14 protein-coding genes and 4 pseudogenes are annotated in these 13,243 nt (G+C 48.1%); 10 read left to right on the forward strand and 8 right to left on the reverse strand.

All coding sequences use genetic code 11. From position 1 onward, the window contains the following. The first annotated feature begins 51 nt into the window (after window positions 1-51). Complete coding sequence (locus tag KUE00_RS16045; RefSeq protein WP_246760904.1) at window positions 52-1,161, forward strand: AI-2E family transporter; 1,110 nt, start codon at window positions 52-54, stop codon at window positions 1,159-1,161. 103 nt (window positions 1,162-1,264) lie between these two features. Here the strand turns inward: KUE00_RS16045 and KUE00_RS16050 are convergent, their stop codons facing one another. Next, window positions 1,265-2,473, reverse strand: a complete 1,209-nt coding sequence (locus KUE00_RS16050) for an FAD-dependent oxidoreductase (protein ID WP_246760905.1) — start codon at window positions 2,471-2,473, stop codon at window positions 1,265-1,267. 248 nt (window positions 2,474-2,721) lie between these two features. Further along, the gene (locus KUE00_RS16055; RefSeq protein WP_246760907.1) at window positions 2,722-3,813 is read right to left on the reverse strand and encodes an acyltransferase family protein; all 1,092 of its coding nucleotides are present in this window, start codon (window positions 3,811-3,813) and stop codon (window positions 2,722-2,724) included. A gap of 224 nt (window positions 3,814-4,037) precedes the next feature. Between KUE00_RS16055 and KUE00_RS16060 the strand changes: the two genes are divergently transcribed. Continuing rightward, a complete protein-coding gene (locus KUE00_RS16060; RefSeq protein WP_246760908.1) occupies window positions 4,038-4,337 on the forward strand; it encodes a DUF1493 family protein in 300 nt (99 codons plus the stop codon). A 156-nt stretch (window positions 4,338-4,493) separates the two neighbouring features. On the opposite strand, the gene KUE00_RS16065 is transcribed toward KUE00_RS16060, so the two are convergent. Genes KUE00_RS16065 through KUE00_RS16075 form a run of 3 tightly spaced genes read right to left on the reverse strand, consistent with a single transcriptional unit; the run spans window position 4,494 to window position 5,912 of the window. Then, window positions 4,494-5,207 carry an ArsR/SmtB family transcription factor gene (locus KUE00_RS16065; RefSeq protein WP_246760909.1) on the reverse strand — a complete coding sequence of 238 codons (714 nt, stop codon included), beginning with the start codon at window positions 5,205-5,207 and terminating at the stop codon, window positions 4,494-4,496. Then, a complete protein-coding gene (locus KUE00_RS16070; protein WP_246760911.1) occupies window positions 5,204-5,596 on the reverse strand; it encodes an amino acid-binding protein in 393 nt (130 codons plus the stop codon). The genes KUE00_RS16065 and KUE00_RS16070 overlap by 4 nt, the downstream gene beginning before the upstream one ends. Beyond that, window positions 5,589-5,912: an antibiotic biosynthesis monooxygenase family protein gene (locus KUE00_RS16075; RefSeq protein ID WP_246760913.1), complete on the reverse strand. Its 324-nt coding sequence runs from the start codon at window positions 5,910-5,912 to the stop codon at window positions 5,589-5,591. Before KUE00_RS16075 ends, KUE00_RS16070 begins: the two co-directional genes overlap by 8 nt. A gap of 203 nt (window positions 5,913-6,115) precedes the next feature. Here KUE00_RS16075 and KUE00_RS21985 point away from each other — a divergent pair, with 203 nt between their 5' ends. The 5 genes and pseudogenes from KUE00_RS21985 to KUE00_RS16100 form a co-directional block, all read left to right on the forward strand. Continuing rightward, the gene (locus KUE00_RS21985; protein ID WP_484840048.1) at window positions 6,116-6,451 is read left to right on the forward strand and encodes an STM2901 family protein; all 336 of its coding nucleotides are present in this window, start codon (window positions 6,116-6,118) and stop codon (window positions 6,449-6,451) included. 706 nt (window positions 6,452-7,157) lie between these two features. Next, entirely contained in the window at window positions 7,158-7,715 is a 558-nt protein-coding gene (locus tag KUE00_RS16085; RefSeq protein ID WP_246760914.1) for a phage baseplate assembly protein V, read from the forward strand. Further along, entirely contained in the window at window positions 7,715-8,062 is a 348-nt protein-coding gene (locus KUE00_RS16090) for a GPW/gp25 family protein (protein ID WP_281434653.1), read from the forward strand. The genes KUE00_RS16085 and KUE00_RS16090 overlap by 1 nt, the downstream gene beginning before the upstream one ends. A gap of 1 nt (window position 8,063) precedes the next feature. Then, window positions 8,064-8,219 (forward strand): annotated as a pseudogene (locus tag KUE00_RS16095) (baseplate assembly protein); the annotation flags it as partial. A 215-nt stretch (window positions 8,220-8,434) separates the two neighbouring features. Beyond that, a pseudogene (locus KUE00_RS16100) lies at window positions 8,435-8,560 on the forward strand (tail fiber assembly protein); the annotation flags it as partial. A 54-nt stretch (window positions 8,561-8,614) separates the two neighbouring features. Here KUE00_RS16100 and KUE00_RS16105 read toward each other — a convergent pair. Continuing rightward, window positions 8,615-9,055 (reverse strand): WapI family immunity protein, encoded by a 441-nt coding sequence (locus KUE00_RS16105; protein ID WP_246760917.1) that lies wholly within the window; start codon window positions 9,053-9,055, stop codon window positions 8,615-8,617. 20 nt (window positions 9,056-9,075) lie between these two features. Continuing rightward, window positions 9,076-9,741, reverse strand: coding sequence for a hypothetical protein (locus tag KUE00_RS16110; RefSeq protein ID WP_246760919.1), 666 nt, complete (start codon window positions 9,739-9,741; stop codon window positions 9,076-9,078). Window positions 9,742-9,968: 227 nt separating this feature from the next. Here KUE00_RS16110 and KUE00_RS16115 point away from each other — a divergent pair. The 3 genes and pseudogenes from KUE00_RS16115 to KUE00_RS16125 all read left to right on the forward strand — a co-directional run. Continuing rightward, window positions 9,969-10,547, forward strand: a pseudogene (locus KUE00_RS16115) (phage tail sheath C-terminal domain-containing protein); the annotation flags it as partial. Between the two features lie 10 nt (window positions 10,548-10,557). Then, window positions 10,558-10,740: pseudogene (locus KUE00_RS16120) on the forward strand (phage major tail tube protein); the annotation flags it as partial. Between the two features lie 15 nt (window positions 10,741-10,755). Continuing rightward, window positions 10,756-10,968, forward strand: coding sequence for an ogr/Delta-like zinc finger family protein (locus tag KUE00_RS16125; RefSeq protein ID WP_246761022.1), 213 nt, complete (start codon window positions 10,756-10,758; stop codon window positions 10,966-10,968). 1,213 nt (window positions 10,969-12,181) lie between these two features. Here KUE00_RS16125 and KUE00_RS16130 read toward each other — a convergent pair. Continuing rightward, window positions 12,182-13,243, reverse strand: a complete 1,062-nt coding sequence (locus KUE00_RS16130; protein ID WP_246761023.1) for a phage integrase — start codon at window positions 13,241-13,243, stop codon at window positions 12,182-12,184.

Genomic DNA, 13,243 nt, shown 5'->3' on the forward strand with positions numbered 1-13,243 from the left:
AGCGCAGCCTTCTATGCTGCGTTAGCAAATTGTTGTTCCAGGGAAAATAAAATGAGATTTAACGGCCTGACAAAGGGATTTTTTATCCTGATCCTGCTTATCGTAACCGTGGCTTTTTTCGAGGTACTACAACCCTATTATTCCGCCGTGCTGTGGGCGGCGATTCTGGCGGTGATCTTTCACCCGATGAAAAATAAACTGCGCCAGTGGATGGGCGAAAGGAACGGCGCGGCTTCCCTGCTGACCGTGGCGATTATCTGCCTGATCGTAATCACGCCGCTGGCGCTGATCCTGTCTTCACTAGCGGTTGAAGCTAACGTGGTTTACAGCAAAATTCAGGCTAACAGCACGCCGGTACCCACGATGGTAACGGATGCCATACACCATCTGCCGCAGTGGGCACAAAACTATCTGGCCAATCATCAGCTGAATACGGCAAACAGCATCCAGCAAAAGCTTTCTCAGGTTGCGGTGCGCGGCAGCCAGTATCTGGCGGGAAGCGTTTTTCTGATTGGCAAAAGTAGCCTGAGCTTTGCGCTTGGGTTTGGCATCATGCTTTATCTGCTGTTTTTTCTGCTGAAAGATGGTGCCTGGCTGGTAAACGTTATCCTCAGGTCGCTGCCTCTGACGCGCTATGTAAAGCACCACCTGCTGGCAAAATTTGCGGCGGTAGCGCGTGCCACGGTTAAAGGGACGGTAGTGGTCGCCATAGTGCAGGGCGCGCTCGGTGGCCTGGCATTTTACTTTACCGGTATTGATGCCAGCCTGCTTTGGGGAGCGCTGATTGCTTTTCTGTCGCTGGTTCCGGCTATTGGTTCCGCTATTGTCTGGGTACCTGCCGCTATCTTCTTTTTCTCGACCGGTCTGATCTGGAAAGGCGTTTTCCTGGTCGTGTTCTTTGTTGTGATTGTTGGTCTGGTAGACAATTTCCTGCGACCGCTATTGGTTGGCAAGGACACCAAAATGCCGGATTACTTAATCCTGATTTCCACTCTGGGCGGGATGGAAATCTACGGCATTAACGGTTTTGTCATTGGTCCGCTGATTGCCGCAATGTTTATCGCCTGCTGGAACCTGCTTTCCGGACGCGACCACGAAGGCAACAGCGAAGAGCTGGATCAGGAATTTATTGAAGAAGGCAAAACGCCACCGGGCGTCTGATTAAGAGTAAACCTGCGGTCTCGTTTCAGACTGCTGGCTAACCCATGCTCCCTGAGCCTGAATATTATCAAAAACTTCAAACGGCCCCGCAGGGCCGTTTTTTTTATAATCCTTTCGGGATCTCGCGATAAAACCCCATCCCAATCAGTCTGCCAAACAGGAAAGGAAGAAAAGACCGACGGCGCAGCCATAGCTCCATTTTTCCCGGTGGCTTGCTGCGCGGCTTTTGTCCCGCTTTGCTAATCATAATTTGCAGCGATTGCGTTGCCCAGGTGGCAAAAGCGCGCCGACGCTGTACTTTTTGCAATGTTTTCAGGCTTAGCGTGCCCTTTTGCAGCGGCGCCGACAGAATATTGGCTGCCGCCACTGCGTCCTGAATAGCCAGATTGACGCCGACGCCGCCAATTGGCGACATAGCATGCGCTGCATCGCCAATGCAAAGCAGCCCCGGTTTTGCCCACTGTTGCAAACGGTCGATACGAATCTTCAGCAGTTTTACCTGCTGCCAGTTGGTAATTTCCTGTTGTAGCCGAATGACAGAAAAGGGCGAAGCGGCAGCAACCTGCTGTAAAAAAGCGCTAAGCCCGGCGGTTTGCAGGGTTGCTAAACTTCCCTGAGGAATGGAGTAACCGCACTGCCAGTAATCTCCGCGGTCGATCATAATAAAATGCTTTTTAGGGCCGCGGTGGCCGGGCGTCCATTCGGGGTCTTCAGGTTGTTTAGCAACCTTCAGCCATAGCACATCGCGCGGTGAACCAAATCGCCGTAAAGGCAATCCGGCCAGTTCCCGTACTACAGAGTGACGACCGTCGCAGGCGATCACCAGGTCGCTGCGGATTTCCTGTAATTGTTCATCAATGATGGCTTTGACGCCTTTTACCTGTCCCTGCTCTTCAACCAGTTCCTGAACCCGCGCATTCTGGATTAGCCGAAAATTTGGTAGCTGAAGAGCTTTAGCACTGAGAAAGTTTAGGAAATCCCATTGCGGCATAAAGGCAATATACTTGCAGCGCGTAGGCAGGCGGCTGAAATCCGCCATTGTGGCGGTCTGACCGTCTATTTCGCCGTAAAGCTTTTCGGCTTTTTGATGCGGTAGCGCTAAAAATTCTTCCAGAAAACCCAGCCGCCAGATGATCTCCAGTGTGGAAGGATGGATGGTATCGCCGCGAAAATCCCGCAGGAAATCACCATGTTTTTCCAGCACGGTGACGGGAATACCGTTGCGCGCCAGCAGGTAACCAAGCATCAGCCCGGCCGGGCCAGCGCCGACGATGCAGCAGGAAGAAGGTGAGCGGTGGCGATCGGAGTTCATAAGGTCTTGTCCGGCGAAAAATATAACTGATAATAGTTATCATTTGTCGGCCGTGTGGTCAAATAGTGCGGTTGGTAACGCGTAAATTTTTAGTCTGGCGGCAGGGAAGCTTGACGTATTCGGGATGAAAAAAATTGAAAGGTCTGCTTTACAGATACCCATCTGTATTAACTTATCTTGCGAAGGAAAAACCTGCATAGTGCAGGTTTTTATTATTTCACGATGAATCAAGGATAAGAGTATTATATCTATGCAATTGGATCTGCTGATTCACTCTTTTGTGCAATACGATTCTTTTTGGCCAAAAAGGGCGATTCGATAAATCGCCATGAAAGCCATGCCAGTACTAAAGAAAGCAGACAAGAAGTTAGAAACCTTTCCAGCCCAGTTTCAATACCTAATGCTTCTAGTCTTTTACCAATGCCGGTATTCATCAGGGTATGGATAAGGTAAAGAGAAAAAGAAATATCTCCTAATCGTACCAAAAATGCGGGTATGAATTTCCCAATCGTTTTTTCTGCGCCAATTGCAAAAATCATAATCAGCAGATAAATCCATCCTGAATTTAGCAGGCCATGGTTAGCAAATCGCCCATCCTCAAACAGGATGCAAGCCAGTACTAAAGAGCATATAAGCAATACACTCATTACAGCACCGTTTATGCGTTTCAGGACTGGCCATGCATGCCCTACAAGCATTCCGGCAAGGAAAAGAAATATCATGGGATTAGTAATCAGCCCGAAAAATGCTGATTCAGTAGGATAGCCTTCAACCGAAAGTGAAATTCCTTTCCCTGTTAGTAAGGGAACGCCAATCAATGTCACAGCAAAGAATAAGCAAGTAGATAGCCAGCGAAAAGGGGCCATCATTAAAATACCTAAGGCTACATAAAAATATAGTTCGTAATTTAAAGTCCAGCGAATACCAAACATTCCACTATCATCAACATAAAATGGTCCTTGATCAGGGTAAATTGGTCGAAAAAATAAAGCACTAATGAAATTTTCTGTTTTATCCGGGTAATGGAATACGCTCATTGCTCCTGATAAGAAGAACGTGATTAGAAAAATAATGTAATAAACAGGAAGTATTCTCAATGCACGACGCTTCAAGAAATTTAAAGTGCCTTTAAAGTCAGGAGTGCTTTTTTTTGCCGTTAAGGTAATCACAAAACCACTTATCAGGAAAAAAAGGTCTACGCCTGTAGCCCCCCAGCCAAACAACTTATCTCCTGTACCGGGCCAGACATCGTTAATATTCCAGCGAAAATGGAAAAACATGACACTTAAGGCTGCAAGCCCTCTGAGTGCCTGTAGGCCTTTCAGCGTATTTGAACTCATAGTGATTACTCTAATATGTAAGCATAATGCTCAGAATGTGTAAGGATTTCGTCCTTATAACATTAAGGGGCAGATGGCTCCAGAGAAAGGGAGAAAAAAGAGGAAGAAAAGGAGTGCTGTAACTGGCATCCGTGATGCTTTGTGGGAGATATGGCTGCCGATATTGCTGTAATTAGCTGGGAAAAGGTAAAATATAACGGCATTGCCAATAAAGACGATAAAAGATGGTAACTGAAAATATCGAAAAGGCAGTTTTTGAACTGGTAGAAAGCTATAACGGAAGAAGCTTTGTTACGTTTAAGCGATACAAGCTTCAACTGGATACCGATTTGAACGAGGATTTTCGGATTGACCCGGAAGACGCCTATGAGCTGTTAGAACGCTATGCCAAAAATTTCAGTATCAAACTCGGCACGATCACTTTCATTGATTACTTTCCTGAAGATTTCAAAAAGTCACACGATCCTCTGACCATCCGTCTGTTAGTTGAATCCGCATGGGCTGGCCGTTGGCTGGGACAATGAACAACACCTAAAAGCAAACGTCAGAACGCCAGTTTGTAAGAGCTATTAGTCGCTCAGGCGGCTATGAGCAAAAAGCGGACCTGAGCCATCAGAAAAAGTGAATAATATGAAGGTGCTAAATATCACCTGGTCTGTCTAAGTAGCAGGCACATGACCTTAAATCAGGTGATTTAGCTCAAATAGCCGATACATTGCAACCCGGCCCGGATCGGTTACGTTTACTTCACGATATCCCTGCGTACGCGTTACCCATTCTTTTTGCAGGAATAGCGTAAACAGTGCTGAGCCAGCGTCACCGCCAAGGTGGAAACGTCTTTCACTCCAGTCCAGACAGGGGCAACAGGGCTTGCGGCGCATGCGTGAGTTAAGCTCGACGCCCATTTTCTCAAATTGTATTTTGCCGACTGATGTCAGTCCCGAGCTATCGGCTGCAAGCCATTTTTCCCGCAGCATATATTCATAAATATTGACAGCAAGCTCGCCTGCCAAATGGTCATAGCAGGTGCGTGCGTACCGAAGATAGACTGGCGTACTGGAAACAAGGGCCTTATGAGTATGCATAGAAACTCCCATCAGGTTTTCCAGAAGACCAGCGATATGATGGCCCGCAAGGCTGTAATACCGATGACGCCCCTGCGTCAGGCAAATGACCAGCCCGTTGCTGAGAAGTCGGTTAAGATGTCCGCTGGCTGTCGAGGCTGCTATACCAGCTACTACGCTAAGTTCGGTAGCTGTCCATGCCCGTCCGTCCATCAGAGCGCACAGAATACTGACTCTTGACGGATCAGATATGGCGGAAGCTACCATCGCCATTGATGTTTCAAGAACATCATCCGGTTCACTGTCGCACTGTGTTTCAAGAAGTTTCATTCAGAATGTATTGCCCATTTTTGGGTAACTTCAGCTGCCCGGGTATTATCATCCGTAATGAGAATGAGCCGGTTGCTGTGGTCGCTGTACTGTACCAGAATATTGATGCCGTTCCGGGCAATTGTGTCAGCTATTTCTCCCAGCTCGCCCGGGCGTTCCTGAGGTAATTTTCTCAGGAGAGGGCGACACACGTTGTAGACTATAAAACCGGCTTCAGTCAGTACCCTGCGGGCTTTTTCACCATCTTCAACCAGGAAGTGTGCATGTCCGGCCTCTGGTGTAGTAAATACGCTACCGCCTTCAAGTCCTACTCCATTTTCACCCAGTACACCACCCAATGTCCCAAGTGAGCCCGGGCTATTTTTGAGAATAACGTGAATGTCATACATGTTGATTTGTTCCCCTATCAGAAGAGTAATCACGGAATACGCTGGCTACTCGTATTCTGTAGAATGAAAAAATCGATTGTTTACCTTCTTGCTGCGCGGCCTGATGCACCAAATTTCGCCTCCACCCGGCTACAGACTCCTCGTCTTCCCACCAGGATAAAGAAAGAATTTTTCCAGGGTTAGTCAGGCTCTGGAAGCGCTCAATTGAAATAAATCCGGGCGTGTTAGATAAGAGAGGCTTCAGCTCCGAAGCAAGCTGAAGATATCTTTCCTGAGCCTCAGGCAGGGCATCTGCCTCAAAAAGTACTGCAATCATGGTTCGCTCCGTCGTCAATTTTCGACAGTTTAATGACGACGAAGGCATGTTGCTTCGGCAGGCACCGAAGTATGCGTTAGGGAATCCATCGAAACGGGAAAGGCTTGCAGGACGCGCCTGAGTGGGCTTGGTGATGTCTGTTTCTGGCAGGGAACGATGTGGTAAAGTTTTAGCCGATTAAGCCATTTACTCAAGGGAATGATATGGATCCTACGGAGCAGCTGAATGGAGCGTACTTCTACAAAAGAATGCACAACTTTACCGCCGGAGAGCTTTTTTTCTGGGTTTTTCTGGAGAAGGCTCAAAAACAGCCTGGCGCAGATGATGTGATCGTGCTCGCTCTCTTTATTCTTGGTCAGCCAACAAAATCTACGAGAGCAAAGCCAGGCGGGTCAACAAAGGGAAGCAGCATTTTGAGTACAAATTTACGCCACTGGATTAACGATACTTCGCTGAGCAGCAGGATTTTGATGCCGTCCGGGGCATACATAAACAGATTGCGGAAGTTGCGCTGGCCTTTCGTGTCGTGCATCGCCTGATGCATGCGGTCAACGTCGATGGAATTCTGCGTCGCGTCGGTCATATACAGGATATAGTCCGCGTGCGCGCCGTACTGATACTAATGAGACTAAAGCTTCGCATAAGTATGAAATTGGAAAAGTTGAAGGGAATCCCATCTTTTTTCAAATAAAGTAGCGAGCAAGGCTCAACTGGATGCAGGTTTAAAAATGCGGCTTTACTCTCACACATACGGAGGGCGTTTGCCCATTGCTGAGTAGTAGGTTTTACAGTCATATTCTGAGAAATTATAACCCTATACAGGCATCTTCCTTGGTCGTTTCTTCGACCGTATCATTTGAAATTTAAGCCTTCTGGATGTCAGAATATCACTAATACCATTTATTATATCTAATATATATAAAAGAAACGATAATTATCCATGATAAGCTAAGCAATGCTGCGTAGTTCGGGATGAAACGGATAAATATATATACACCTGCCCCAATGATTGCGGCAGGTACCAAATAAAAAAATGACTGGATTAACCATAAAATTGCATGCTTCATTTGCGTAAAATCTCATACAAAGCATCTGCGATTTTCTCTTCGTTATTATCTCCAGAATTCACCTGGTAAATTATTTCAGACATTTGTGGCTCAATAAGAAAGTAAAGCATTTCAAGGTTTTCTTTGCACAGAGCCTGATAATATGAAGGATCATGAAATTTAAGCCTGTTTGCGGCTGATGCGCAACCTGATCCGCATCGGCACCGTGTCCGCCGTCAATCTCGACGACGGGCTGTGCCGCGTGGATACCGGTAATAACACAACCAACTGGCTGCACTGGCTGACTGCCCGTGCCGGTCGCACCCGTTCATGGAATGCGCCATCGGTCGGCGAGCAGGTGCTTGTCCTGTGCCTGGGCGGCGAGCTGGATACCGGCTTTGTTTTGCCGGGCGTGTTCTCTGACGATAACCCGGCACCGTCAGCCTCGGCTGACGCGCTGCACTGGTCGTTTCCCAACGGCGCGGTGATTGAGTATGAACCTGCCAGCGGCGCGCTGAAGGCAACCGGCATCCGGATTGCAACCATACAGGCCACCATCAAAATCATGCTGGACTCGCCCGAAGTCGAATGCTCGGCGCTGCTGAAAACCGCCACGCCTGAAGTGACTAAAGGCGGCACAATGAAAGGCAGTATTCAGCACAGCGGCGGCAGCTTCAGCTCTAACGGCGTGGTCGTTGATTCTCACAAACACGGCGGCGTGAAGTCCGGCGGCGACACGTCGGGAGGGCCGCAGTGATGGCCGTAAAATACTCCGGCATGAGCCGCGACTCCGGCGAGGCCGTGACCGACCTCGATCATATCCGCCAGTCGATGCGCGACATTCTGATAACGCCGGTTGGCAGCCGCGTAATGCGCCGCAGCTACGGCTCGCTGTTATCCGCGCTGACTGACCAGCCGCAAAATGAGGCGTTGCGCCTGCAAATTATGTTGGCCTGCTATATGGCGATTTTGCAGTGGGAGCTGCGCGTAAAGCTGACCGGCATTTCTTATGAATCCGCGTTCGACGGCGGCATGGTGGTTGAAATCACCGGCAGCCGCACCGACTCCGCGCAGGATTTTTCCTTAACCGTTCCCGTGAGCTGATATGGCAACTATCGACCTGAGCCAGCTACCCGCGCCCGACGTGGTGGAAACGCTGGATTATGAAACCTTACTCAATGAGCGCAAGGCCACGCTGGTATCGCTGTATCCGGCTGACCAGCAGGACGCCATCGCCCGCACGCTGGCGCCGGAAGCCGAGCAGCACCGCTGCCGAAGCGAAGCTCGCTGCCTTTGTCAGCGCACAGGCAAGGCTCGGCAGGGACATTCGTAAATCGGCGCTGCACGTTGAAGGCGTTCAGCGCGTGGAGCTGGCGCAGCCCGCTGAGGACGTGGTGCTGGATAAAACTCAGGCCGCGTACTATCGGTGCCGGATTTGTAGCAATTTACCGCGACGGTAGGTAGCAGACGCAGCTCCGGCTCGATATTATCACCGATGCGGATAAGTTTTCGCTGACCGCGTGGATGAAGTACGTGCAGGACATGCAGGCGGTTGATACAGCCTCCGCGCCGGACATTGCCTGGCCGGAAGAGCCTGTATAAAAAAATCCCCGTTATAGCGGGGATGTTAGAGTAATATTTTAGAGGCTGGAACGCTTAATTCTGCCATTCAATCATTTCATCCAGCCGTTTTAAAATATCGGGGAAGTAGCTCTCATTGATGCCAAAATCGCCTTTAACCTGAACACTGTCAGCATGCGCTTCAGGGCGAAGATCATATTCAATAATTATACCATCGTCGCCGATTACTTTCCTGATTATCATATTCAGTTGATGGCACTGGCTTTGAAACTCGAAAGGCTTTATTTCACGTTGAGCAATTAAAGCGTTATGGTGCGCTTCAAATTGCTCGCGTAGTGCCAGCAGCTCGCCTACCGTGAATTCAGTTTGAAACTGTGCTTTCAGGCCAGGAACAGAAAATTCAACAAAAGATTTTATCCAGTCCCAGCGATGATGTTCGGGGTCAATGTCGTTATCGACCACTCTTTCAAAAGGAGAAACCGCAAACGTGAATTCTTCGTCTTTAATATCAAACATTGATGCGTTCCTGTCGGGTTTTAAAAATACATAAAGTGGGTGATTGTCCAGTCGGACTCTCTTACCACAACTTCTAGCGTGTATTTTTTATACTCAGTAGTGGCCTTTTTACGATAGAGCTTGTACATCTCAATTTCGTATCTGTACAGACCTTTAACTTTTCGGGGATCGGCAGTTCGCTTACCATAACGAATAGCTTTTTCCTGAATATGTAAAGGAACATACCGACCCGTCTCATACATATGCTTAGCAGCCGTTTCGGTCATTTTCAGGTTGCGTGCAGATAAGCCGAGCTTAAATCGGGCGCGCAAAAATGAAATTGTTCCCTGGCTAAGCTTTGCTGTAATGGCCGTTCGCGTACCTGCTTCAAATAAAGCACGACCAGTGCGGAGGATGCGGAAAACACCAAAAGCAATCAGCGCAATATCAGTTGGATCGAATAAAGGCGTTTCAAGCGGAGCCTCTTCGAGCCGGAGAAAATGGCCCTGTGCATCATAAATTTGCCAGAGGCCGGGAGCCTGAGCCACGGTGTAGCCGATACACATACCGCTTGTTTCATCAAGCACCGGCTGAGCATTACGCGGTAGATGTTGTGGCCGAAGCTCAAAAAATTCGCCGGGGGGCAATCTTGACTCAAAGGTGTAATACCGTCCTGGTTCCTGCCTTTCTGCTGTTCCTGAGATCATTCTCGTTCCCTCTTTTTGATGATGGCTGTTAATAGTGCCACAGGAAGACAAAACGATCATTCCCCGTTAAATGCCCGCTCATCCTTCAACAAACCGCAACCGCATGCACTGTCCCGCCTGACCTGACAATCTGAGCGCACCCATTACACGGAGTGCATCAGATGTCTGTGTCTGATTACCATCACGGTGTCCGTGTTGTCGAAATCAACGGCGGCACGCGCACCATTTCCACCGTCTCTACCGCGTATGCCACCCCGCGCGCGCTGGGCATTCGTGCAAAAACCGACAACGAAACCGGCTGGAACAAAACGCTTTCTAACGTCGGCGTGAACGGCGTGACCGGTATTTCAGCGGGCGTCTTCTGGGATTTGCAGCAGACCGGCACCGACGCCGACCTGCTTAACGAAGCCTGCGTGACCACGCTTATCCGCAAAGACGGCTTTCGCTTCTGGGGAAACCGCACCTGTAGCGACGATCCGCTGTTTGCCTTTGAAAACTACACCCACACCGCGCAGGCGCTGGCCGAAGCGCACATGTGGGCGAACGACAGGCCGCTGACGCCGGTACTGGTGCGCAAGATTATTGCGGGCATCAACGCCAGGTTCCGCGAGCTGGTCAACGCCGGTTATTTGCTGGGCGCAACCTGCTGATATGACGACAGCGCCAACGACAAGGACACGCTGAAGGCAGGCAAGCTCTTTATTGATTACGACTATACGCCGGTGCCGCCGCTGGAAGATTTAACCCTGCGCCAGCGCATCACCGATTCGTATCTGGCGAACTTCGCCGCGTCCGTTAACAGCTGAGGACTGAACAATGGCACCGCCAAGAAAACTCCAGGGGATGAACCTCTTTAAAGATTCCAACAGCTATCAGGGCGTTGTTAACAGCGTCACGCTGCCGAAGCTGAGCCGCAAGCTTGACGCGTTCCGAGGCGGCGGCATGAGCGGCGTGGTGCATATTGATATGGGCCTCGACGACGACGCGCTGGCTTTTGAATAGAGCATTGGCGGCATCGACGATCATTGCCAGACTGCTGCCTATGCCAAAAGCAGCCGCAATATTTCACGCGAAACAAAAGAACGTTATCACCAGTGCCAGAACATCAATTGCAGCTGTACTTTCAAAACGCATGAAAGCATAGCGGGAATGATTGTTTCGCCAGGCCAAACTAACAGAGTGCCGAACTTTACTCACAACGAGCAGCAGCCTTCGCTGCTTCACTGATAAAGCCTGATAATGAAGCTTGCGAATTTTTTCTTATGCAAAAAATGGCCACCAGTACGAACTGGTGGCCATATTATTAGCGTTTATTAAAATATTCGTAGATAAGGCTGATGATCGCAGATAGCGGTCCCAGCAATTTGCACATCAGGAATAAAATATCTTTCATGACATTCTCCTGCAACAGCACCGGTTAAACCCTGAACTCTGGGCCGGGTCAATACCTGGCGCGTCACCCTTCCTCTGATGCGCCTTACATACTAACTGAACCTGTTAGATAGTGCGGTATCTTTCCCTACGAGGGAGGCATTCCGGCACCACCCGTAAATACCCGACTTGCAAAAATCAATAATTTGAAAAATCATAATGCTAAAGAGTAGCGGCCCGAAAGTTTTTGATCTTATGCCTACAGGCCTATATCCTTTATACGAACCTGTTAGATAAGTGCGGTACAGCCACTTATGGATCACCAATCCGTATCTGGTTTAAAAAGCCTGGCTTTATGCCGGGCTTTTTTGCGTTTAATTAATAATGTTATCCACAAATACCCTGATGTGATTAACCTTGTGGATAAACACTAGATGTTGGGGGTAAGGGAAATATTGATAACAATATGGTGATTATTTTAGTAAGTTCTGCGATCTTAACAAGCCTTGACGAAGTGGCAGTTTTACTGATCCAGAGCTGGCGGTTTTCCTAACTCCGCGTATCTTAAGGCTCCACGTCCTTGTCAACATGCTGGAAAAAAAATTCAAAAAATAGCTGAGCGCGGCTTTATTGCTCAGTTGCAAAAGTAGGCGGATTTTTGTGTGCAAAAAGTATACGCAAAATGACATTACTTCTTAGTATTATTGAAAAAAATCAGCAGCCGAAGCTAAGACATTCTTTCTAAAAACAACCAATAGGTTACATGCTTTTGTGCCTGTCTTTTTTCTACTGCCTGTTACTGAGTTTTTCTTAACACGAAAGCAGGTTTTTTATGCCTGCATCCTGCAAAGGCAGAAAAAACCCATCGCCATTTCATCGCCACTCAAAAAGCACAAACAAAAAAGCCACCCGTAAAAGGTGGCTTAAGTGGATGATTTTCATCACTAAATCTGGTGGCCCCTGCTGGACTTGAACCAGCGACCAAGCGATTATGAGAACGATGTTCATTCATTGTAAATCAATAACTTACTGATTTTTATGAAAAGTTAAAAACGAATGCTATTGAATGTTATTGTACTTCTGAGTCCTGGGGGGACAATAAGGGGGCGATTTTGGCCATTGGGTTTAGCGTCGTTGCCTCTTGCAAATGGCTGGGAGCAAAATGTGCATAACGCATAGTCATTTTGATGTCAGTGTGTCCCAGTATGCGTTGAAGTACTAAAATGTTCCCTCCGTTCATCATAAAGTGAGATGCAAAAGTGTGCCTCAGGACGTGAGACAGCTGGCCATCAGGGAGATCAAGTTCTGCACGTTTTACCGCGCTGCGAAACGCAGAGTAACAAGTGTCAAAGTAGCGCCCAGCGGTCTCAGGCTTTGGAATACTGTCATATACTGCCTGGGATATTGGCACTGTTCTATTGCGATTACCTTTAGTTTTAATAAAGCTAATTTTCAGATTTCTGATTTGTTTTGTGGTCAGAGATTCAGCTTCATCCCATCTCGCACCAGTGACTAAGCAAATATGCGCAACATGGTAAACGTGGGGGTTACGGCTATTTTTACATTCTGCCAACAAACGAGTTATTTCTAAAGCTTCTAAATAAGCGAGTTCCGACTCCTCAGATTTAAAAGGGCGAAGCATCTCTAAAGGATTATCTTGTTTCCAGTGACCCAAGCGTTTTAACTCGTTAAATACGGCGCGGAAATAAGCTAACTCAAGATTCATTGTGCGGGGCGATATTTTCTTTACTCGCTGGGTTCTGGCTATTTCACCAGACATTCTTTTTTTTCTATAAATTGAAAACATTGTTGAGGTAAATTCATGTGCGAGCGGGCTTCCCATACTTTGACAGGCGAATTCCATTGACCTTAGTCGCTTTTCTCCGTCATCCAGTGTTATACCGTGCTCGTCATACCATGTCTGCACTAAGTCGAAAAGCTTGCGTCTGTCTTCTTTACCGTCTAGCCAAGGTTTAGACGCAAGACTCTCCATGATGTAATTCTCGTAACTTATGGCCTCGCCTTTAGTTGCGAATGATTTCCGGATTCGCTTGCTCGCTTTGCCTTTAGGTTTTCCCTCAGGATAAAAATCTAAAAGCCATTTACCGTTACTTTGCTTCTTAATTGACAA

It is taken from the genome of Erwinia phyllosphaerae (assembly GCF_019132875.1).
GTDB lineage: Bacteria > Pseudomonadota > Gammaproteobacteria > Enterobacterales > Enterobacteriaceae > Erwinia > Erwinia phyllosphaerae.